Source organism: Mycobacterium sp. 012931 (assembly GCF_000419295.1).
GTDB lineage: Bacteria > Actinomycetota > Actinomycetes > Mycobacteriales > Mycobacteriaceae > Mycobacterium > Mycobacterium marinum.
This window is the reverse complement of sequence record NZ_AOPX01000001.1, coordinates 5,336,331-5,357,263: the sequence shown is the minus strand read 5'-3', so window position 1 is coordinate 5,357,263 and position 20,933 is coordinate 5,336,331. Positions and strand designations below refer to the sequence as shown.

The 20,933-nt window shown below is 64.5% G+C and carries 23 protein-coding genes, 3 tRNA genes and 2 pseudogenes; 15 read left to right on the top strand and 13 right to left on the bottom strand.

The annotated features are described in order from the left end of the window. The first annotated feature begins 30 nt into the window (after window positions 1-30). The 3 genes and pseudogenes from MMSP_RS23510 to MMSP_RS23500 all read left to right on the top strand — a co-directional run bounded on the left by MMSP_RS23510 (window position 31) and on the right by MMSP_RS23500 (window position 2,121). Window positions 31-544 (top strand): annotated as a pseudogene (locus tag MMSP_RS23510) (nitroreductase family protein). A gap of 73 nt (window positions 545-617) precedes the next feature. Beyond that, window positions 618-1,094: a cyanase gene (cynS, locus tag MMSP_RS23505; protein WP_015354638.1), complete on the top strand. Its 477-nt coding sequence runs from the start codon at window positions 618-620 to the stop codon at window positions 1,092-1,094. Window positions 1,095-1,116: 22 nt separating this feature from the next. Next, window positions 1,117-2,121: a patatin-like phospholipase family protein gene (locus tag MMSP_RS23500; protein ID WP_015354639.1), complete on the top strand. Its 1,005-nt coding sequence runs from the start codon at window positions 1,117-1,119 to the stop codon at window positions 2,119-2,121. A 28-nt stretch (window positions 2,122-2,149) separates the two neighbouring features. Here the strand turns inward: MMSP_RS23500 and MMSP_RS23495 are convergent, their stop codons facing one another. From MMSP_RS23495 to MMSP_RS23485, 3 genes are all read right to left on the bottom strand, one after another. Next, on the bottom strand, window positions 2,150-2,845 hold the full coding sequence (locus MMSP_RS23495; RefSeq protein WP_020788612.1) for a crotonase/enoyl-CoA hydratase family protein: 696 nt from the start codon (window positions 2,843-2,845) through the stop codon (window positions 2,150-2,152). Window positions 2,846-2,926: 81 nt separating this feature from the next. After that, the gene (locus tag MMSP_RS23490) at window positions 2,927-3,790 is read right to left on the bottom strand and encodes a hypothetical protein (RefSeq protein ID WP_036426906.1); all 864 of its coding nucleotides are present in this window, start codon (window positions 3,788-3,790) and stop codon (window positions 2,927-2,929) included. A gap of 160 nt (window positions 3,791-3,950) precedes the next feature. Beyond that, a complete protein-coding gene (locus tag MMSP_RS23485; RefSeq protein WP_015354642.1) occupies window positions 3,951-4,667 on the bottom strand; it encodes an MBL fold metallo-hydrolase in 717 nt (238 codons plus the stop codon). A gap of 123 nt (window positions 4,668-4,790) precedes the next feature. Here MMSP_RS23485 and MMSP_RS23480 point away from each other — a divergent pair, with 123 nt between their 5' ends. From MMSP_RS23480 to rplA, 12 genes are all read left to right on the top strand, one after another. Then, window positions 4,791-5,000, top strand: coding sequence for a type II toxin-antitoxin system VapB family antitoxin (locus tag MMSP_RS23480; protein WP_012392884.1), 210 nt, complete (start codon window positions 4,791-4,793; stop codon window positions 4,998-5,000). A gap of 141 nt (window positions 5,001-5,141) precedes the next feature. Continuing rightward, window positions 5,142-5,214, top strand: a tRNA-Thr gene (locus MMSP_RS23475). A 52-nt stretch (window positions 5,215-5,266) separates the two neighbouring features. After that, window positions 5,267-5,340 (top strand) — tRNA-Met (locus tag MMSP_RS23470). A 47-nt stretch (window positions 5,341-5,387) separates the two neighbouring features. Continuing rightward, complete coding sequence (rpmG, locus tag MMSP_RS23465; RefSeq protein WP_011738995.1) at window positions 5,388-5,555, top strand: 50S ribosomal protein L33; 168 nt, start codon at window positions 5,388-5,390, stop codon at window positions 5,553-5,555. A 50-nt stretch (window positions 5,556-5,605) separates the two neighbouring features. Then, window positions 5,606-6,085 carry a (3R)-hydroxyacyl-ACP dehydratase subunit HadA gene (gene hadA, locus MMSP_RS23460; RefSeq protein ID WP_015354643.1) on the top strand — a complete coding sequence of 160 codons (480 nt, stop codon included), beginning with the start codon at window positions 5,606-5,608 and terminating at the stop codon, window positions 6,083-6,085. Then, entirely contained in the window at window positions 6,072-6,500 is a 429-nt protein-coding gene (gene hadB, locus MMSP_RS23455; RefSeq protein WP_020788610.1) for a (3R)-hydroxyacyl-ACP dehydratase subunit HadB, read from the top strand. The genes hadA and hadB overlap by 14 nt, the downstream gene beginning before the upstream one ends. A 10-nt stretch (window positions 6,501-6,510) precedes the next feature. Continuing rightward, window positions 6,511-7,011 (top strand): (3R)-hydroxyacyl-ACP dehydratase subunit HadC, encoded by a 501-nt coding sequence (hadC, locus tag MMSP_RS23450; RefSeq protein WP_011738998.1) that lies wholly within the window; start codon window positions 6,511-6,513, stop codon window positions 7,009-7,011. A gap of 147 nt (window positions 7,012-7,158) precedes the next feature. After that, window positions 7,159-7,231, top strand: a tRNA-Trp gene (locus MMSP_RS23445). A 148-nt stretch (window positions 7,232-7,379) separates the two neighbouring features. Further along, complete coding sequence (secE, locus tag MMSP_RS23440) at window positions 7,380-7,856, top strand: preprotein translocase subunit SecE (protein ID WP_020788609.1); 477 nt, start codon at window positions 7,380-7,382, stop codon at window positions 7,854-7,856. A 31-nt stretch (window positions 7,857-7,887) separates the two neighbouring features. Further along, the gene (nusG, locus tag MMSP_RS23435; protein ID WP_020788608.1) at window positions 7,888-8,601 is read left to right on the top strand and encodes a transcription termination/antitermination protein NusG; all 714 of its coding nucleotides are present in this window, start codon (window positions 7,888-7,890) and stop codon (window positions 8,599-8,601) included. A gap of 46 nt (window positions 8,602-8,647) precedes the next feature. Further along, a complete protein-coding gene (gene rplK, locus MMSP_RS23430) occupies window positions 8,648-9,076 on the top strand; it encodes a 50S ribosomal protein L11 (RefSeq protein ID WP_020788607.1) in 429 nt (142 codons plus the stop codon). An 87-nt stretch (window positions 9,077-9,163) separates the two neighbouring features. Next, entirely contained in the window at window positions 9,164-9,871 is a 708-nt protein-coding gene (rplA, locus tag MMSP_RS23425) for a 50S ribosomal protein L1 (protein WP_012392888.1), read from the top strand. An 86-nt stretch (window positions 9,872-9,957) separates the two neighbouring features. On the opposite strand, the gene MMSP_RS23420 is transcribed toward rplA, so the two are convergent. The 10 genes and pseudogenes from MMSP_RS23420 to MMSP_RS23375 all read right to left on the bottom strand — a co-directional run bounded on the left by MMSP_RS23420 (window position 9,958) and on the right by MMSP_RS23375 (window position 20,879). Further along, complete coding sequence (locus MMSP_RS23420) at window positions 9,958-11,184, bottom strand: RNA polymerase sigma factor (RefSeq protein ID WP_020788606.1); 1,227 nt, start codon at window positions 11,182-11,184, stop codon at window positions 9,958-9,960. A 15-nt stretch (window positions 11,185-11,199) separates the two neighbouring features. Continuing rightward, window positions 11,200-11,899 (bottom strand): annotated as a pseudogene (locus tag MMSP_RS23415) (YciI family protein). A 104-nt stretch (window positions 11,900-12,003) separates the two neighbouring features. Beyond that, on the bottom strand, window positions 12,004-12,903 hold the full coding sequence (mmaA4, locus tag MMSP_RS23410; protein WP_015354646.1) for a hydroxymycolate synthase MmaA4: 900 nt from the start codon (window positions 12,901-12,903) through the stop codon (window positions 12,004-12,006). A gap of 142 nt (window positions 12,904-13,045) precedes the next feature. Further along, complete coding sequence (mmaA3, locus tag MMSP_RS23405; RefSeq protein WP_020788605.1) at window positions 13,046-13,927, bottom strand: methoxy mycolic acid synthase MmaA3; 882 nt, start codon at window positions 13,925-13,927, stop codon at window positions 13,046-13,048. Window positions 13,928-14,060: 133 nt separating this feature from the next. Further along, complete coding sequence (mmaA2, locus tag MMSP_RS23400) at window positions 14,061-14,927, bottom strand: cyclopropane mycolic acid synthase MmaA2 (RefSeq protein ID WP_020788604.1); 867 nt, start codon at window positions 14,925-14,927, stop codon at window positions 14,061-14,063. 146 nt (window positions 14,928-15,073) lie between these two features. Next, a complete protein-coding gene (gene mmaA1, locus MMSP_RS23395; protein ID WP_020788603.1) occupies window positions 15,074-15,934 on the bottom strand; it encodes a mycolic acid methyltransferase MmaA1 in 861 nt (286 codons plus the stop codon). A gap of 96 nt (window positions 15,935-16,030) precedes the next feature. Beyond that, window positions 16,031-16,975, bottom strand: coding sequence for an alpha/beta fold hydrolase (locus MMSP_RS23390; RefSeq protein ID WP_020788602.1), 945 nt, complete (start codon window positions 16,973-16,975; stop codon window positions 16,031-16,033). Window positions 16,976-16,984: 9 nt separating this feature from the next. Then, window positions 16,985-18,370 (bottom strand): AarF/ABC1/UbiB kinase family protein, encoded by a 1,386-nt coding sequence (locus tag MMSP_RS23385; protein WP_012392896.1) that lies wholly within the window; start codon window positions 18,368-18,370, stop codon window positions 16,985-16,987. A gap of 164 nt (window positions 18,371-18,534) precedes the next feature. Beyond that, on the bottom strand, window positions 18,535-19,419 hold the full coding sequence (locus MMSP_RS23380; RefSeq protein ID WP_020788601.1) for an alpha/beta fold hydrolase: 885 nt from the start codon (window positions 19,417-19,419) through the stop codon (window positions 18,535-18,537). A 50-nt stretch (window positions 19,420-19,469) separates the two neighbouring features. After that, complete coding sequence (locus tag MMSP_RS23375) at window positions 19,470-20,879, bottom strand: amidase (protein WP_020788600.1); 1,410 nt, start codon at window positions 20,877-20,879, stop codon at window positions 19,470-19,472. Window positions 20,880-20,933: the final 54 nt, after the last annotated feature.

Here is a 20,933-nt window from a genome sequence, read left to right as displayed (position 1 = left end):
CCCGACCACGGCGATGGCAGCATGGGTTGCATGCAAGCTTGGGATGCGATCTGCGCGCGGCGCAATGTGCGTCAGTACCTGCCGGCCGGTGTCAGAGGACGACCTGAACCGGATCGCCGAGGCCGGGTGGCGGGCCCCATCGGCCAAGAACCGCCAACCGTGGGACTTTGTCCTCGTCACCGAACGGTCTGCGCTGCAGGAACTCTCGACGGTCTGGATGGGCGCCGGCCATATTGCCGCGGCCGCGGCCGCGATCGCCCTGGTGATTCCGGTCCCGCCGGATGAGCGCAGGAAGGTGATAGACCAGTACGACGTCGGTCAGGCGACGATGGCGATGATGATCGCGGCCACCGACTTGGGGATCGGCACCGGTCATTCCTCGGTGGGCGACCAGGACAAGGCGCGCGCGATCCTCGGTGTCCCCGACGACCACCTGGTCGCCTACCTGCTTGGCGTCGGATATCCCGCTGACCGCCCGCTCGTTCCTATCCGTAAGCCGAATCGGCGGGCCTTCGCCGAGGTCGTGCACTACGGACGCTGGTGATCCACCCGGGCGGGCCGGCGGCGGCCGGTCCTGCCGGTAGCACCTGAGGCAGGCGGCGTCGTCGCCGACCGGCATGCTGGGGGCCATGAACAGAAACCAGATCACCGAAGAGATCGTCGTCGCCCGGTTGGTGCGCGGGTTGACGTGGCAACAACTTGCCGATGCCATCGACCGGCCGGTGCTGTGGACCACCTCGGCGTTGCTCGGCCAGCACCCCATTCCCGTCGAGCTGGGCAAGGTTCTGGTCGAGATGCTGGCCCTGGACGAGTCCGTGGTTGCGGTGCTCGCGGCGCCGCCGATGCGTGGCGGGCTGCCCGACGCGGTTCCGACCGACCCCACCATCTACCGCTTGTACGAGGCGCTTCAGGTCTACGGCGGAGCCATCAAGGAGCTGATCCACGAGCAGTTCGGCGACGGCATCATGAGCGCGATCAACTTCAGCGTTGACATGCACAAGAAATCCCATCCGACGGGGGACCGGGTGGTGCTGACCCTGGACGGAAAGTTCCTTCCCTACCAGTGGGTTTCGGCAGAAGACAACCGCGGGTAACGGTATTGCGGGCGGTCAGTCGATGAAGCACGGTTCCAAGCCCGTGGACCTGGTCTTGTCCGGGGGCGGCGTCAAGTTCATGGGCTTGGTCGGAGCGATCGCCCGGCTCATGGACGACGGCTATCAGCCCTATCGGGTGTCGGGCGTTTCGGCCGGATCGGTGGTGGCGGTGATCGCGGCCGCCGGGACGCAGGGTAACCAGCTCTCCAGCGACCAGATCCGCGAACTCGCATTGTCGGTGCCGCTGAGCACATGGCGTGACGCGGCACCGGTTCCGATCCTCGGTTCCGCGTGGGGGTTGGTGCGAGATTCGGCAATGTACCGCGGCGACGCCGCATATGACTGGATCCGTAGCGAACTCGAGAACCTCGGCGTGACGACATTTGGTGATCTAGCCCTCGATGACGACGAGCTGCCGGCCGAAGAGCGCTACCGGGTGGCGATCACGGTCGCGGATGTGACCAGGGCGCAGCTGGTGCGGCTGCCGTGGGACTATCGCCGGGTCTACGGGGTGGACCCGGCCGAACAATCGGTGGCATCGGCAGTTCGCGCATCGATGGCGATTCCGTTCATCTATCCACCGGTCACGCTGACCAGCAGCGATGGGCTGCGCTCCACCCTCGTCGACGGCGGTGTGCTGTCGAACTTTCCGGTCGACTCACTGGACCGCACCGACACCAAGCCGCCGCGCTGGCCCACCTTCGGGATCACGGTGATACCCAAACTGGCGGAGGGCATCGAACAGGCGTTTCCCGCGTTGCGGCCGCTGCGTTTCCTGCAGCAGTCGGCACTGCTGGAAAGCCTGTTCACCACCATGCTGGTCGGTCACGATCAAGCCCATCTCAGCCAGCCGTGGGTCAGAGCCCGCACGATCGCGGTGGCATCGACCGACGTCGGCGTGCTCGATTTCGGTATCGGCAGAGCCCGCCTGGAAGAGCTATACCAGCGGGGCTATGCGGCGGCGGAGGCGTTTCTGTCGACCTGGGACTGGGCCGACTACCTGCACCGGTTCCGGCGGTTCGGCTAGCCGGCGCGGTGGCCGGCGACGGGGACTTCTACAGTCCGAACTCTGCTTCGATCCCGTCGATGGCGGCGCGGATGGCCTTGAGTGCCTCAGCGCGGGCCCGCAACTTGGTGGCGTTGTGGGCCTGCTGATTGAGTCCGGCGAATTCGCGCGCGGCCTCTTCGGCGCGGCTGAGCACCACCTCGGGAAGCGAGATCTCATCGATGAATCCGGCCGCCAGCGCGGTTTCGCCGAAGAAGGTCTTGGCTAGTCCGGCGGCTTGCTGGTATGCCGACGGGGTCAGCCGCAGCTTCAACACTTCCATCGCCGCGTAGGGGATCGTCATACCGATCGCGACCTCGTTGGCCTGGATGTTGTAGGCGTGGGCGGCCACCCGGTGGTCGCCGGAGCACAACAGGAATGCGCCCATCGCGATCGCGTGGCCGGTGCAGGCGATCGCCACCGGCTTGGGGTAGGACAACAGCCGGTAGGACAGCTCGAATCCGCCGCGGAGCATGTCGATCGCGGGCTTTGCCTCGCCCGAAGTCAGCACCTTGAGGTCGAAGCCGCCGCTGAACACTCGATGGTTGCCCGCGATCACCAGCGCACCGACGTTGTCGCGGTCGGCGGCGTCAATCGCTTCGTTGAGTGCCTGCTGCATGGTCGGGCCCAGCACGTTGACTTTGCCGTCATCCATTCGGATGACGCCGATGGCGTCGTCGTGGGTGTAGGTGACCGGCCCGCTCATGGTTACTCCTTCGATACGGCAGCCCGTCGATTGAATCAGATCACCATGGCGGCGTGCCGCGCGACCGGATGTTGTGGACCGTCAGACCTGTTGGTTGCGGTGTTTGCCCAGCTCGTTTTCGACATCGCCCCAGCGCAGGCTGACGTCGGTGGGCTGGTCGACCTGCCGGGTGCGCCACCGGTCCTGGGTTTCCGCCACGGCGCGATTGATCCGCTCGATCTCGCTGCGGAAGACGTCGGGGCGCGTCTCCTTGCTGGCGTAGTGGAAATAGGTCAGCACGCTGCGCAGCAGCTCCAGCTTCTGCTTCTCCCGCTTTGCCAGATCGTGGGTGGTCATCAGCTCGATCCGCTGGACGGGCGGCAGCGCCTCCCAGTCGAGCACCACCTGCGTTTGCAGTTGGCGCCGCGGCCGATGCCAGAATCGCCACCCGCGCGGCTGGTCGGGACGGTCGTAGTAGGTCACGGTCCCCTCGAAGCGGGATTCAACCCCCTGACCGATTTCGGCGCGGTCCAGCGCGGAGTCCCACACCATCCGCCATTCCTGACCGGGTGCCAGCGTCGGCAACTCGCGGGGCAACTGCAGTTCCACGACATCGGCGTAGCCGTCGGACGCATTCTCGTATTCGGCCACTGTGGGAGGACGGGGAAAGGAGAACTGAACGTTGTAGGCGGCGGTGCGGCCGAAGTTCCTGACCACCAGCTCGATCACATGCCAGTCCGTGATGTGCGGCCCCATCAGCATCGATACGTAGGGTCTGGCCTGCTCGGAGGTCAGCTGCTGGTTGCGCTGGATCTGGCGATACATCACGATCAGCGCCACGGCGACAACCGCCAGCGCTGCCCAGGCGGCAATGGCCAACCAGGTGCTGGACTCGACGTTGCCTAACCCGGCCGTCCCGGCTTTCCCAGCCATCACTTGCCAGCTATTGCTTTGCCCCCACCCCATGGACTGCACCTTTCGCTTGTACCACCGCAGCGATTACGCGGCGAACTCCAACTGACCTGATCGTAGACGGCCGTCCCACGCATTGTCGTGGGTGTAATCGGCGGCGACGTGAGCGATGGCCGCCTCGCGGGTACCCGGCAACCGGACGCGAGCGGGCCCGTCAGCCACCCATCAGCATGCGCCACTGGGCCAGATCGGCGGCGCGGTAGACGAAATTGGAACGCTTGACCTCCGACAGCGACGCGCTCGGTTCCGCCGAATACCAATGCCCGGGGAACACCGTCGGATCGCCCGGAAGCGCGGCAAGCTGTTGCAGGCTGCGGAATATCTCATCGGAGTCGCCGCCCGGAAAATCGGTCCGTCCACAGCCTTCCAGGAATAGCGTGTCGCCGGCCACCAACCGTCCATCGAGCAAGAAACACTGACTGCCCGGGGTGTGGCCCGGCGTGTGCAGGAGCTCAATTTTGATATCGCCGACGCTGACCTTGTCGCGGTGCTCGTGGGTGGTCAGGTCGCTCATCGGGATGCCGGTGACGCGCGAAACCCACACCGCTTCATGGGTGTTCACGTGCACCGGCACGCTAACCCGCTCCAGCAGCTCGGCCAGTCCCTTGAGCTCGAAACCCATCATTGAGCCGCCGACGTGGTCGGGATGATGGTGGGTCACCAAAACCCCGGATAAATGCATGTCATCGGCTTCCAGCGCGTTGACGAGATCTCCGGCGGCGTAGGCGGGGTCGACCACGACGCAGTCCCCGGTCTCGCGGTCGCCGATCAGGTAGGCGAAGTTGCGCATTTGCGCGGCGATCATGTCGTTGACGGCGAAGTCGCGGCCGGAAAGCAGCTGCCGGAAGTACAACCGATCCGAATCTGACACGCCTTCAGCCTAGATCCGCGCGGTTACAGGTCCAATTCCGGTGGGGCGGACGCAGTGACTTCTGCGGGATCTCTGGGTTCTCCTGGTCGCTCCTCATGGCATCCCTGTGGGTATTGTTGGCCCATGCTGAAGAAGGTCGAGATCGAGATTGACGACGATCTGGTCCAAGAAGCGATCCGTCGCTACCGTCTGGCGGGTCCGCGAGAGGTCGTCCACCTCGCACTACGAACCCTTCTCGCCGAGGCCGGCGAGAACGGTGGTGGCGACGACGAGTACGACGAGTTCAGCGATCTCAGCGTCTGGGATCCGCACAAAGGCGGTCGTAGCGGCTGATCCCAGTGGTGCGCGACCCTCCGGCGGTGATGGGAAGATCGGTGGGCGACGCACGCGATCTTGCTCGTGGTTTGGTTAGGCCACGGGGCAGGTTGTACCCTCTTTTTTGCCCGTGACACGACCGGTCGCCGCGGGTGCACGGCCCCCTTAGCTCAGTCGGTAGAGCGTTTCCATGGTAAGGAAAAGGTCAACGGTTCGATTCCGTTAGGGGGCTCGGCGGACGCCGAGCAGGCGGGCGGCCCCGACCCAAGTCGGGTTGGGTCAGAGGCGATGTAGCTCAGTCGGTTAGAGCGAACGACTCATAATCGTTAGGTCGCCGGTTCGAGTCCGGCCATCGCTACAACACAACAACGAGATTTTTGACAGAGATTTGAGAGAGAAAGCGCCATGGCTTCAAGTACCGATGTCCGGCCGAAGATCACCTTGGCATGCGAGGTGTGCAAGCACCGCAACTACATCACCAAGAAGAACCGTCGTAACGACCCGGACCGGCTGGAACTGAAGAAGTTCTGCCGCAACTGCGGTTCGCACCAGGCTCACCGCGAAACGCGTTAACCGACCGTGCTCGACGAGTCGTTTGCGGTGATTAGGTAGGTTTTAGAACCGTGGCCTTGACCGAAGACATCGTCGGGATGCATTTCCGGTATCCCGATCATTATGTGGTGGAGCGGGAAAAAATCCGCGAGTATGCCGTGGCTGTCCTGAACGACGACGCGTCGTTCTTTGAGGAAGGGGCGGCCGCGGACCTCGGACACAAGGGTTTGTTGGCTCCGTTGACGTTCATCAGCGTGTTTGGGTACAAGGCCCAGTCTGCCTTTTTCAAGCACGCGAATATCGGGGTCAGCGATCAGCAGATCGTCCAGGTGGACCAGGTCCTGAAATTCTCCAAGCCGATCGTCGCGGGCGACATCCTCCATTGCGATGTCCATGTGGATTCGGTACGTGAGGCGCACGACACGCAGATCATCGTGACCAGGAACATTGTCACCAACGAAGCAGGCGAGATCGTCCAAGAGACCTTGACGACCCTGGCGGGTCGGGTAGGCGAGGACGGGGGAGAAGGATTTTCTGATGGCACTGCGTGAGTTCAGTTCGGTCAACGTCGGAGACCAGCTCCCCGAACGGACCTACCCGCTGACCCGCCAGGATCTGGTGAACTACGCCGGTGTTTCGGGCGACCTGAACCCGATTCACTGGGACGACGAGATCGCCAAGTTGGTCGGGTTGGACACCGCGATCGCCCACGGCATGCTGACGATGGGTATCGGCGGCGGTTATGTCACGTCCTGGGTCGGTGACCCGGGCGCGGTGACCGAATACAACGTGCGTTTCACGGCGGTGGTGCCGGTGCCTAACGACGGCAAGGGCGCTGAACTCGTTTTCAACGGCCGGGTCAAGTCGGTGGATCCGGACAGCAAGTCGGTGACTATCGCGCTGACGGCCGCCACCGGTGGCAAGAAAATCTTCGGTCGGGCGATCGCTTCGGCCAAGTTAGCTTAGGAGGGCAGCTATGGCTCTCAAGACCGATATCCGCGGGATGAGCTGGAAATATCCAGACTGCTTTGTGGTCGGTCGCGAGCAGGTTCGCGGGTTCGCGCGGTCGGTCCAGTGCGACGATGCCGCCTGCTACGAGGAGGATGCGGCCGCCAAACTGGGCTATGGCGGCATCGTCGCGCCGATGACCTTTGTGTCGATCCTGGCCAAGCTGGTTCAGTCCGATTTCTTCCGCAACGTTGACGTCGGCATGGAGACCATGCAGATCGTCCAGGTCGACCAGCGCTTCGTGTTCTACAAGCCGGTGTTGGCCGGGGACAAGCTATGGGCCCGGATGGAAGTGCACTCGGTGGATGAGCGTTTCGGTGCCGACATCGTTGTCACCAAGAACGTCTGTCACAACGACGACGGGGAGGTTGTGCTGGAGGCCTACACCACCTTGATGGGCCAGCAGGGTGACGGCTCCGCCAAGCTCAAATGGGACAAAGAGACCGGGCAGGTCATCAGAACCGCGTAATTAGTATCTGACTCCTGTGCCGATGTACACTCGGACCTCGGGGTTTTCCCAACATCAGCGCGCTGTCCGTCGGTTCGCGATCACCGACCGGAGGGCGCGCGTGTCATGTAAGCCCCGAGCACAAGCTGGTTGGCTCGCCAACCGCGAAGGGGCGTAGCTCAACTGGCAGAGCAGCGGTCTCCAAAACCGCAGGTTGCAGGTTCAAGTCCTGTCGCCCCTGCTGAAGGCAAGACGTCCGACGACGATGCAGGTCCCGATGGCCTGAGGAGGAGACGGACCATAGGTAACGTGCCATGCTGGACACTGGGAGGGTCCCCCGGTGCCGGCGGGACGGCCAGCGGGACAGTTAGCGAACAAAGGAGCACGCGGTGAGCGACGAGGGCGACGCTGCCAACGACGCCACGAGTGACGGCGGCGCAACTGGGGACGACCGCGCCAGCGGTGGCCGGACTGCCCTGGTAGCCAAATCGGCGGCGCGTCCCCAACGCCCGACCGGCAAGCGGTCCAGGCAGCGCGCGACGGCAGCCGAAGACGCCGACGACGAGCAGTCATCGACCGAGCCCCAGGCGTCCGAGGAAGGCGCCAAAAAGGAAACGTCGAAGGCTGCCAAGGACAAGAAGCCGAAGACGGCCAGCAAGCCGGCGGCGCGGGCCGCCAGCCCGTTCGTATTCGTCTACAACTACCTGAAGCAGGTTGTAGCCGAGATGCGGAAGGTGATCTGGCCCAACCGCAAGCAGATGCTCACCTACACGTCAGTGGTGCTGGTGTTTCTGGCCTTCATGGTGGCGCTGGTCGGCAGCGCCGATTTGGGCTTGAGCAAGCTCATGCTGTTGGTGTTCGGCTGAGACTTCGAAGTGATAGAGAGGACTGAAGACCGTGACTACCTTCGACGGTGACACGTCCGCGGGTGAGGCGGTCGACCTGCAAGAGCCCGGTATCCCTGCGGACGTAGAGGTCCCGGCTGAAGAGGTCGACCCGGCCGTTGCGCTCAAAGCGGAGCTGCGCAGTAAGCCCGGCGAGTGGTACGTCGTGCACTCCTACGCGGGCTACGAGAACAAGGTCAAAGCCAACCTCGAAACCCGTGTGCAGAACCTTGACGTCGGCGACTACATCTTCCAGGTGGAAGTGCCCACCGAAGAGGTGACCGAGATCAAGAACGGCCAGCGCAAGCAGGTCAACCGCAAGGTGCTGCCCGGCTACATCCTGGTGCGGATGGACCTGACCGATGATTCCTGGGCCGCGGTACGCAACACGCCCGGAGTCACCGGGTTCGTCGGTGCGACCTCGCGTCCGTCGGCGCTCACCCTTGACGACGTGGTGAAGTTCCTCTTGCCGCGGGGTGCCGCGAAGAAGACCGCCAAGGCCGCCCGCACCGCTGCCGTCGCCGAAGCGGGCGGCTTGGAACGCCCGGTGCTCGAGGTCGACTACGAAGTCGGCGAATCGGTCACCGTCATGGACGGACCGTTTGCCACCCTGCCGGCGACAATCAACGAGGTCAACGCGGAGCAGCAGAAGCTCAAGGTGCTGGTCTCCATCTTCGGCCGGGAAACACCGGTGGAATTGACCTTTAACCAGGTCTCCAAGATCTAACTGGGCAAACCAGGTCTTTAATCAGGGAAGGAACAATCGAGACGTCATGGCCCCGAAGAAGAAAGTCGCCGGTCTGATCAAGCTGCAGATCGTAGCTGGGCAGGCCAACCCGACACCGCCAGTCGGCCCCGCGTTGGGCCAGCACGGCGTCAACATCATGGAGTTCTGCAAGGCGTACAACGCCGCGACGGAAAGCCAGCGTGGCACCGTTATTCCGGTGGAGATCACGGTCTATGAGGACCGTAGCTTCACGTTCGCGCTGAAGACGCCGCCGGCCGCCAAGCTGCTGCTCAAGGCCGCGGGCGTGGCCAAGGGCTCCGCGGAGCCGCACAAGACCAAGGTCGCCAAGGTCACCTGGGATCAGGTTCGCGAAATCGCCGAGACCAAGAAGACGGACCTCAACGCCAACGACATCGACGCCGCTGCCAAGATCATCGCCGGCACCGCCCGGTCGATGGGCATCACCGTCGAATAGGTTTGCAGCACCGACAAATCAAGACCCGTGGGAGGGCCAGCTTCGGCCTGCTTGATAACCACGACCCAACATCGGATTGGATAACACATGAGCAAGAACAGCAAGGCATACCGCGCCGCGGCCGAGAAGGTGGACCGCAGCAACCTCTACACCCCCCTGCAGGCCGCCAAGCTGGCCAAGGAGACCTCATCGACCAAGCAGGATGCGACCGTCGAGGTGGCCATCCGGCTTGGTGTCGACCCGCGTAAGGCCGACCAGATGGTGCGTGGCACCGTCAACCTGCCGCACGGCACCGGTAAGACGGCCCGTGTCGCGGTGTTCGCAGTGGGTGAGAAGGCTGACGCTGCCGTCGCCGCCGGAGCCGACATCGTCGGCAGCGACGACCTGATCGAGAAGATCCAGGGCGGCTTCCTGGACTTCGACGCCGCGATCGCGACGCCTGACCAGATGGCGAAAGTTGGGCGCATTGCCCGCGTGCTGGGCCCGCGCGGTCTGATGCCCAACCCCAAGACCGGCACCGTCACTCCCGACGTCGCCAAGGCCGTCGCCGACATCAAGGGCGGCAAGATCAACTTCCGGGTGGACAAGCAGGCCAACCTGCACTTCGTCATCGGCAAGGCGTCCTTCGAAGAGAACAAGCTGGCGGAGAACTATGGCGCCGCTATCGATGAGGTGCTGCGGCTCAAGCCGTCGGCGTCCAAGGGCCGCTACCTCAAGAAGATCACCGTGTCGACGACCACGGGGCCGGGCATCCCGGTCGACCCGTCGGTCACCCGGAACTTCACCGAGGCCTAACCCCTCGCGACCCCCTCGCGAGCAGACACAAAATCGCACCCAAATCGCCGAGGCGATGCGATTATGTGTCTGCTCGGCGGGTAGGTCTACCCCTGGCATTCGGCGATGCGCCGTTGCAGGAACCCGCGGCTCGGTTCGGAGCCGTTGGAGTCCAGCGCAACTCGATACCACCGGAGCGCGTCGGCGCCTCGTCCGGCGCGTCGCAACAGGTCGGCCCGCGCCGACGCAACCAGGTTCGAGTGGCTCAGCCGCGGGTCGTGGGCCACTTCTTCCAGCGCGGCCAGGCCGGCGTCGGGACCATCGCGGAAACCCACCGCCAGCGCGCGGTTGGCTACCACCACCGGCGAGTCCGTCAGCTGCAACAGCCGGTCATATGCCGCGCAGATGGTGGTCCAGTCGGTGTGCTCCCAGGACGGCGCGGTCGCATGCAATGCGGCGATCACCGCTTGCGGTAGATAGGGGCCCCTGGATCCGCTGGCCCGCCGCAGCCGGTCCAGCCCACGGGCGATGCGGCCGTGATCCCATCGGGACCGGTCTTGCTCGTCGAGGGGCACCAGGGCCCCGGCCTCGTCCACCCGCTTCGCCCGTCGTGAATCATGCAGCAACACCAGCGCCGCCAGGGCATGCGTCTCCGGCTCCTGCGGCATCAGCGCGCACAGCTCTTGCGCCAGCCGGCCCCCCTCATCGCAGAGCTCGTCGCGAATCGCCGACGGGCCTCCCGTCGCCCAATACCCCTCGGTGAACACCGAGTAGATGCAGCCCAGTACGTGAGGCGTGCGTTCGGGCAACAGTTCCGCGGGCGGCACCCGCAGCGGGATGTTGGCATGGCGGATCTTGTTCTTGGCGCGGGTGATGCGCTGGCCGATGGCCGCATCGGTCTGCAATAGTGCCCGGGCGATCTCGGTGACGGTCAACCCGGACACCAACCGCAGCGTCAGTGCCAGTTGCGATTGGCGGTCCAGTGCCGGGTGCGCGCAGGTGAACATCATGCGCAGCTCATCGTCGCGAACCGGATGTGGGTCGCTGTGTTCGGTTCGCGCCCGGATAGCACCGATGTCGTTCACGACGTAGGCCAATTCTTTCGCGGGACGAGCGGATTCGCGTCTGAGCCGGTCTCGCGCGCGGTTGCGCGCCACCGTGACCAGCCAGCCGCCGGGACTGTCGGGTAGGCCGTCCCGGGGCCAGGCGCGCAGCGCCTCGGCACAGGCTTCCTGGGCGGCGTCCTCGGCGATGGTGAGGTCGCCGGACCACCGCGCCAGCGCGGCGACGGCAGATCCCCACTCCCGGCGGAAGACGCCGTCCAGGTTGGCCATTGGTGACGTCTGAGGCTAGAGGCCCGAAACGCCGGCCAGTCCTCGCACCAGCACGGTCGAGGCGGGGATCATCGATGCCAACTTGACGGCCTCGTCCCGGTCTGCGGCGCTGAGCACGTAGTAGCCATTGGCGACCTCGGCGCCTTCGACATACGGGCCGTCGGTGATGAGAACCTGGCCATCGCGCACCCGCACCGTGGTGGCCGTGGACGGCGGATGCAGGCCGGCGCCGGCCTTGATGTGCTCGCTGGCCGCCGCGCCGAACTGCTGGTGCTGTGCGGCCATTGCCTCCCACTCCGGGGTGCCGGGCGCGACCGCTCGCTCGGGCGGCTCGAGCAACAGCGCAATCCAATTGCTGCCCTGCAGTGGCTGTGTGGGCAGACCCGGCCCGGCCATCGGCCACACCTCAACCGCACCGTACTTGGCGGCCGGAATAGCACGGGCCAGTTCGAGTACCTCATCGAGGTTCTCGGTTTCGAATACGTAGTATCCGCCCGCGACCTCGGCGCCTTCGGCGAACGGGCCGTCGGTAATGACCGGCGCATTCGGGCCCCCGGTGATCTGCGCGGCGTCAGCGGCGGATAGTAGCGCGTCGCCGCCGCGGATCGCCGAGGCGGCCTGGGCATGGAACGCTTCGTAGGCCGCCATCTCGGCTGCCCCCCTCGCTGGGTGTGCGGTCGCGCTCCTTGCTGATCAACAAGGCGAAGTAGTGCATTTGCGGTCACCTCCGGATAGCGAGCGAAACCCGTTGTCTCACTCTCTACCCTTTTGCCGAACAAGGTGGCGGCAATCCGACACCCGCGCCCGGATACGCGGAAATCAGGCGCTAACCGCACCTGGTTTGAGGTAGGTCACCAGGCTGCAGTCCAGCATCTCGTCGGTGAAGTAGTGTTCGCAGCCGCGCAGATACTTGATGTAGCGGTTGTAAACCTCTTCGGAGGTGACCTCGATGGCCTTTTCCTTGTTGGCCTCGAGGTTGTCGCCCCAGATCCGCAGCGTCTTGATGTAGTGGGGGCGCAGCGAAAGCGGCTCGGGGACGACGAAACCAGCCTTCTCGCCGTGTTCGACCATCATCCCCGTCGACGGCAACCGCCCGCCCGGGAAGATCTCGGTCACGATGAACTTGATGAAGCGCGCCGTCTCGAAGGTCAGCTTCTTGCCGCGGGCGGCCATTTCGAAGGGGTGGTAGCTGACGCTGCTCTGGACGGTCATCCGGCCGTCCTCGGGCATGATGTCGAAGCATCGTTTGAAGAAGTCGTCGTAGTTCTCGTGCCCGAAGTGCTCGAAGGCCTCGATCGAGACGATCCGGTCGACTGGCTCGTTGAAGTCTTCCCAGCCGTGCAGCCGCACCTGCCGTGAGCGGTTGGTGTCGATCTCGCCCAGCACACTCTCGCAGCGGGCGTGCTGATTCTTGGACAACGTCAGGCCGATCACGTTGACATCGAACCGCTCGACCGCGCGCTTCATGGTGGTGCCCCAGCCGCAGCCGATGTCCAGCAGGGTCATGCCCGGCTTGAGGTCCAGCTTGTCAAGGTTGAGGTCGATCTTGGCGTACTGGGCTTCTTCGAGGGTGAGCTCCGGCGGCTCGAAGTACGCGCAGCTGTAGATCCGGGTGGGGTCCTGGAACAGGGCGAAGAAATCGTCGGAGACGTCGTAGTGCGCCTGGATGTCTTCCGAGCGCGTCCGCATCTTCGTTGGTGTCGGCGGAATTTCAGCCATTGTCGTCCTGTTCTCCTGATGTTCGCAGCTCCGACGCACCCGCGAAGCCTCGCCCTGACTATGCGCCCGTACGGGATTCTCGCATTAACTGGCGGCGCGGAAGGTTAGCCCGCGCCCGTACCCCTTACTGTGGCAGGAAAGTCTACTTGGCCAGAGTGAACTGATTGCAGTCGATGTAGCCGATCCGGAATGCGCGGGCGCAGCCGGTCAGGTACTTCATGTACCCCTCGTAGACCTCTTCTGACTGGATCTTGATCGCTTCGTCCCTGCGCTCCTCCAAGGCCTCGGCCCAGAAGTCCAGTGTCTTGGCGAAGTCGAGTTGCAGCGACTGCCGCCGGGCCACCTTGAACCCCACCTTGTCCGCGTGCTCTTCGACGGTCTCGATCATCGGCAACCGCCCACCCGGGAAGATGTCGGTCACGATGAACCGGATGAACTTGGCCATCTCCATGGTCAACGGGATGCCGCGCTCCATGACCTGCTTGGGGTGCAACCCGGTGATCGCGTGCAGCAGCATCACACCGTCGGCGGGCAGGGCCTCGTAGGTGAACTTGAAGAAGTCGTCGTAACGGTGAAAGCCGAAGTGCTCCAACGCTTCGATGGTGACGATACGGTCAACCGGCTCATCGAATTCCGCCCAGTCGCGCAGCAGGACCCGGTGGGAGCGATTGGTGTCGACCTCGTCGAGTACCTGCTGGCAGTACGCGTGCTGGTTCTTGGACAGGGTCAGCCCGACGACGTTGACGTCGTACTTCTCGACGGCCCGCTTGAGCACCGAACCCCAGCCGCAACCGATGTCGAGCAACGTCATCCCGGGTGTCAGTCCCAGCTTGTCCAGCGTCAGATCGATCTTGGCGATCTGCGCTTCCTGCAAGGTCATGTCCTCGCGCGGGAAGTAGGCGCAGCTGTAGGTCCTGGTCGGGTCCACGAACAGCGCAAAAAACTCGTTGGACAGGTCGTAATGAGCCTGAACATCGTCGAGATTGGACCGCTTGCGCGAAGCGGCTACTGCTTTACCGGACATTTGCCCTCCCGATCGGGACCGACACCCTCACGAGGTGACCATTCATCGGCACCCTACACGCGGCGAAGCGTTTCCTATGCATTTGACGGCGTTCCCGCTGGTCCGCGTCGATCCGAATCGGACCGCCGCGATATCACGACTTCTCCAGGGTGAACTGGTTGACGTCGATGTAACCGACGCGGAAGCCGTCGGCGCAGCCGGTCAGGTATTTCATGTAGCGCTCATAGACTTCTTCGGACTGAACCTCGATGGCCTCGTCCCGGCGGGCTTGCAGGGCTTGGGCCCACAGGTCCAGGGTCCTGGCGTAGTGCGGCTGCAGCGACTGGCGGCGCGTCAGCGTGAAGCCCGCCTTCGACGAATGGTCGGCCACCTTCTCGATCGACGGCAACCGCCCGCCCGGGAAGATCTCGGTCACGATGAACTTGATGAACCGGGCTATCTCGAACGTCAACGGCATGCCGCGGTCGGTGGCTTGCTGGAAGGTCAGCCCCGTGATCGTGTGCAGCAGCATCACCCCGTCGCTGGGCAAGATGTTGTGGGCCAGGGTGAAGAAGTCGCCGTAACGGTCGTGACCGAAGTGCTCGAACGCGCCGATCGAGACGATACGGTCGACGGGCTCATCGAACTGCTCCCAGCCCTCCAGCAGCACCCGCCGGGTGCGTGCGGTGTCCAGCTGGTCGAACGATTTCTGCACGTGGGCGGCCTGGTTCTTGGACAGGGTGAGGCCGACGACGTTGACGTCGTATTTCTCGATCGCGCGGCGCATGGTGGCGCCCCAGCCGCAGCCGACGTCGAGCAGTGTCATGCCGGGCTCCAAGCCCAGCTTGCCCAGCGCCAGGTCGATCTTGGCGATCTGCGCCTCTTCCAGCGTCATGTCATCGCGCTCGAAGTAGGCGCAGCTGTAGGTCTGGGTGGGGTCCAGAAAAAGTCGGAAGAAATCGTCGGATAGGTCGTAATGCGCCTGTACGTCGTCGAAATGCGGCTTTAGCTCTTTGGCCATGACCCTGATGCCTTTCCGGGCCGAAACCGACCCTGCGGTGCGCGCATTGGCACCGGAACGTCCCCCTAGCGTTCTGGGGGGATGTTATCCGATTCGGGGGTGACACACGAAACCGCGAACCAGTGTGGTGAGCGCCTCCTTCGCCGCTATTTGGTGAGGGTGAACTGGCCCACGTTGACCAGGCCTCGGCGGAATCGCTCGGCGCATCCGGTGAGGTAGTGCATGAAGTTGTCATAGACCTGTTCGGACTGCACGGTGATGGCCCGATCCCGGGCGGCCGCCAGATTGGCGGCCCAGATGTCCAGGGTGTGCGCGTAGTGCTGCTGTATGAGTTGGATCTGTTCGACGGCGAAACCGGCGGCCTGGGCATTGTCGACGATGTCGGATTCGGACGGCACCTCGCCGCCCGGGAAAATCGACTCCCGCAGGAACTTGAGGAACCGCAGATCGCTCATGGTCAGGGCTATGCCCTGTTCGTGTAGCCACCTGCGGTCGTAGGTGAACAGGCTGTGCAACAACAGGCTGCCGCCAGCAGGGAGGATGTCGTAGGAGCGCTGGAAAAATGCGCCATAGGGTTCTTTGCGGAAGGCATCGAACGCCTCGAATGAGACGATCCGGTCCACCTGCTCGTCGAACTCTTCCCAGCCCTGCAGCCGCGCCTCGGCCCGCCGCTTGGTGCCGAGCGCGGCCAGCCGGTCCTGGCTGCGCTGGCAGTGGTTGCGGCTGAGGGTCAGACCGATGACGTTGACGTCATATTTCTCGACCGCCCGGACCAGCGCACCGCCCCAGCCGCAGCCGACGTCGAGCAGGGTCATCCCGGGCTCGAGGTGCAGCTTGTCCAACGCCAAATCGAGCTTCGCCAATTGAGCTTCTTCGAGGGTCATGTCGTCGCGCTCGAAGTAGGCGCAGGTATATACCCAGGTGGGGTCCAAGAACAGGCCGAAGAATTCGTCTGAAATGTCGTATGTTGCTTGGGAGTCTTCAAAATACGGTTTCAGTTCGGCCATTTGGCGCAACCTCCTGCGCCAACGGTACCGCTCGGCGGCAATCACCGAAACTGGTCGTGAGAAAGCCGTATCAGATACCGGGCGCCCTATTACGGGCTATTCGGCCTGCTCGAAGTTGCCCGTGAGGACGCCGATCACCTGGTCCCAGAGTTGCCGTGGCAGGTCATGGCCCATCCCGTCGAATTCCACCATCCGGGCGCCGTTGATGGCTTTGGCGACGGCCCGCCCGCCGAAGGGGCGCATCAGCTTGTCGGCGCGTCCGTGGATCACCACGGTGGGTGCCACGGTCCGGCGGTTGTAGCCCAACAGGCTGCCACTGCCCAGGACCGCGCTGAACTGTCGGCGGATGCCCCACGGGTAGTAGCTGCGGTCGTAGTTCTCCGCGGCGTCAGCGCGAATCCACTCCTCGGTCGGTTGGTAACCCGGACTGCCGGTGATCCTGGTGACCCGCACGACGTTGTCGATGATCACTTCGCGCGGCGAGCCCGGGGGCGGGCCGTTGAGCACCGCGAGCAAGGCCCGGGGTGCCGGCGGCGGCAGAAACGGGCGATTGTTGCTGGAGAAGATGACCGCCAGCGAGTTGGTCCGCTCGGCAAAGCGTGCGGCGAAGATCTGGGCGATCATGCCGCCCATCGAGGCCCCGACAATGTGGGCCCGCTCGATATCGAGGTGGTCCAGTAGCGCCGCCGCATCGTCGGCCGTGTCTTCCAGCGTGTATGGCGTTTGGCTGCGCCGGCCCAGCCAGGAGCGGATCAACTGCGGCATCAGGGGTTGCCTGGCGCTGGGCTGCTCCATCTTGGTGGACAGGCCGACATCGCGGTTGTCGTAGCGGATGACACGCAGGCCCTGGTCGACCAGCTTCTGGCAAAACCCGGTGCGCCACAGCAACAGCTGGGCGCCGAGGCCCATGATCAGCAGGACGGGCGGGGCGTTGATGTCGCCCATGTCCTCGTAGTATAGCTTCAGATCACCGGCGGGCTGCCGCTCGGACGTGGCCCCCGATCCGACCCCTGATTGGGCATAGCCGGTGCGGATTTCCATCGCGATTCGCTACGCCTCGACGTCGCTGGCATCGCCGCTGGCGTCGCTGGAGTCGCCCTGATGCTCGCGGCTCACCTCGACCATGAAATTGGCGAAGTAACCGGTCAGCTGCGGATCGGACATCATCTGCCACTTCGGAGCCAGCAGCTTCATGTACCGCTCGACGTAGAGGAACTGTTTGCCGATCAGCACCAGCTCGCGAGGCAGCTTGACGTCGTAGGCGTCGGCCAGCGCCGAGAGCTGACGACCGATGTCGGCGTAGGACATGTCGCCCAGCGACTGCATCGTCAGCGGCGTGGCGAATTTCTCCAGGTCCTTGGCGGCCTGCGCCTCGGGCTTCATCGTCCCGACGGCGCCCATCAGCACCACGATCTTGCCGGCCGCGGCGTGGTCCTTCTTCACCAGCAGCGCGTACACCAGCTCACGCAGCAGCCATCGGGTGCGCGGATCGATGCGGCCCATGATGCCGAAATCGAAGAAGACGATGCGGCCTTCCTCGTCCACGTAGAGGTTGCCCGCGTGCAGGTCGCCGTGGAACAGCCCGTGCCGCAGCCCGCCCTCGAACACGCTGAACAGCAGCGCTTTGACCAGCTCGGTGCCGTCGAAGCCGGCCTTGCGGATGGCGGCGACATTGTCGATGCGGACGCCGTGCACCCGCTCCATCGTCAGCACCCGTTCGCTGGTGAAGTTCCAGTGCACCTGTGGCACCCGGATGTTGCGGCCCAGCGGGGACGCGTGCAGGTGTGCGACCCAGGCATCCATCGACTGCGCCTCGAGACGAAAATCCAGCTCCTCGGCGAGGTTGTCGGAGAAGTCGGCGACAACGTCTTGAGCCGAGAGTCGACGGCCCAATTTCGCCAGTTCGACGGCCTGAGCAAAGCGCTGCAGGATTTGCAGATCGGCGGCCACCCGGCGGCGGATGCCCGGGCGCTGGATCTTGACCACCACCTCCTCGCCGGTCTTGAGCGTCGCGTAGTGGACCTGCGCGATGGAGGCCGATGCGAAGGGCTCTTCTTCGAAAGCGGCGAACAGTTCGGCCGGTTCGGCGCCGAGCTCCTCGACGAACAGCTTGTGCACCTGGTCGGTGTCGGCCGGCGGCACCCGGTCCAGCAGTCCGCGGAATTCCCGCGACAGTGACTCGCCGAACGCTCCCGGGCTGGACGCGATGATCTGACCGAACTTGACGTAGGTCGGGCCCAGGTCGGCGAACGTCTGCGGGATCTCCTTGATGATCTTCTGCTGCCAGGACGAGGCGAATCCTTTGCCCGGCAGCTTCGTGACGAAGCGAGCCGCGGTGCGGGTGACCTGCCAACCAGTGACGGCTACCCGGGCCGCTTCGACCGGCAACGGCACCCGGTCCAGCTTGGCCACCTCGCGGTGTTTGGTAGTAGTCATTTGAGCAGTGTGCCAAATCGACAGTGTCAAGTCACAATTGTTGTGAGCCCATTCACGCGCTGGGTAATGCTCGCCGAGCGTGCCTCCATTGCGAAAATCAGGCCGGAATTTCGCAATGATTACACGTGCGGCGGCGCGGCTCGCGAGAAGTTTTCGGTAAGGGTTTACAATATTGGGCGCCATACCGGCTGGGGGAGATCATGGCCCATTCCGTCGACAACGACGAAGCGTGCGTCCGGGATCGCCGCGGCGACCGCCCGCCCGTTGCGCAGCCGCACCATCGGGTCTGCCGAACCATGCAGCACCACCGTCGGCGCAGTGATCGCCTTGCTGTACCCGAGCAGGCTGCCGGTGCCCAGCACGGCATCAAACTGGCGCAGCATGCCTGGCGGGTAGTTGCAGCGGTCGGCGAGTAGCCGCACGCGCTGGCGCAGGTCGCTTTGAGGCGGCAAAAAGTTGGGCCCGTTGAACACGGCGACGTTGCGCACCTCGAATGCCAGCTTCTCTTCGGCAGACGCGTTCGGGCCGGGCTGGCCGAACGCCAGCTTGATGACCCGCCACGCCGGTGGCGCCGAGAACGCCTTTCCGGTGGTCGACATGATGATTCCCAACGACGCCACTCGCTGGGGCTGATCGGCGGCCAGGATCTGGGCGATCATGCCGCCCAGTGACGCCCCCACCACGTGTGCCCGGGCGATGGACAAGTGGTCCAGCAGGGCCGCAACGTCCTCGGTCATGTCGAGCAGGGTGTAGGGCACCGGGCTGGGCCGGCCCAGCAGGTAGCGCCCTATCCGTCGGTAGACCGAGCCCGGTGCGCGCATCCCGCGCATCTTGGCCGACAGACCGGTGTCGCGATGATCGAATCGGATGACGCGGTAGCCGGCCGCGACCAGGCGGGCGCAGAATTCGTCCGGCCACATCGGCAGCTGGGCGCCCAAACCCATGATGAGCAGCACCGGCTGACCGCTCGGGTCGCCCAGTTCTTCGTAGAACAGTTCGACGTCGCCCGTAGTCGTCTCGCGGCGCGCAACGCCGCTGCTGGTGCGCACGCCTCATTTCTACCTACCGCCGCGACGCCCGCGTCGCGGCGGCACGAGGCTCATTGCACGGGTGGGCGGCGAAGATGCCAGTCGGTGGCGCTTTGAAAGGCTCGCCCGGCCCGGATCAGCAGCGGTTCATCGAAGTGTCGAGCCACGAATTGGAAACCGATCGGTCCGCCGTGGGAATCGAAGCCGCCCGGCAGGGTGATCGTCGGGCTGCCGGAGAAGTTGAACGGTCCGGTGAAGCGCAGCAAGTCCGGCAGAGTCTCGGGATTGAACAGCAACTCCCTGAACCGATCGAGGGTCAGGTTCGCCAGCGGCAAGACGGGCGCGACGAGCAAGTCGACATCCTCGAACAGCGCCGCCAGTCTCCCGGCGAACAGGTTTCGCTCGCGCTGGATGCGGGCGATCTCCATGCCGGACACCGCGTGACCGGCGTCCAGGAGCTGGCTTGCGAATGGGCCGTACTCCGCGGATCGGGACGGATAGGTCCGCTCGTGCACGACGGCGATTTGGGCTCCCACATAAGCCCCCCACCCGGCCGCCAGCGCCGCGGTCGACGGCAGCGACACCTCGCGAATGTCCGCGCCGAGGTCCGCCAGCACGCGCAGCGCGGTGCGGACCACCCGCGCCACATCGGGCTCGACCCCGCCGAGCGCGTACTCCGGATCGAACCCGATCCGCACGGTGCGAATCTCGGGTGAACCCGTCACGTACTCGGGTACCCCAACTCTGGTGGCGGTTGGATCCTGCGGGTCGGCACCGGCGATCGCCCGCAACACATGGCCGGTGTCCTCGGCGTTTCGCGCCATCGGTCCGATGGTGTCCAGTGACGGCGCCATCGCGAACACACCGTGGACGCTGACGCGTCCCCAGGTCGGCTTGAGGCCGGTGGCTCCGGTCATCGTGCACGGAGTGCGAATCGACCCGCCGGTGTCGCTGCCGAGGCTGGCCGTGCACAACCCGGTGACGGTGGCCACGGCCGAGCCGCTGGACGACGCTCCGGCCCAGCGTTCGGCGCTCCACGGGTTCACCACCGCCGGGAAATCCGGGTGGTACTCGGCGCCGGCGGCCTCGCACATATGCAGCTTCCCCAGCAGCACCGCTCCGGCCCGCCGCAAACGGGAAACCACCGTTGCGTCGTAGCTGGGTCTGAAATCCCGATGGATCGCCATGCCCGCGGTGGTTGGGATCCCCTGGGTAAAACAGAGATCCTTCACGGCAATCGGAACACCATGCAGCCGGCCGCGGTGGTTACCGCGTGCGATCTGTTCCTCGGCTTGTCTCGCCTCATCGAGTGCGCTGTCGGCCAGCACCGTCATATATGGGTGCAGCACGGGATTGAGCCGGTCGATGCGTTGCAGGTGCGCTCTGGTGACCTCCACCGGAGAGAGCGCCCGAGTCGCGAACGCGTGCGAAAGCTCAGCGATCGTTGCGTAGCACGGATCGATGTCGCTCACATCCGCCACGGTTGATCAACGTAGCGAACACGGGCAGCATTCGATGGTCGACATGCTGTGCCA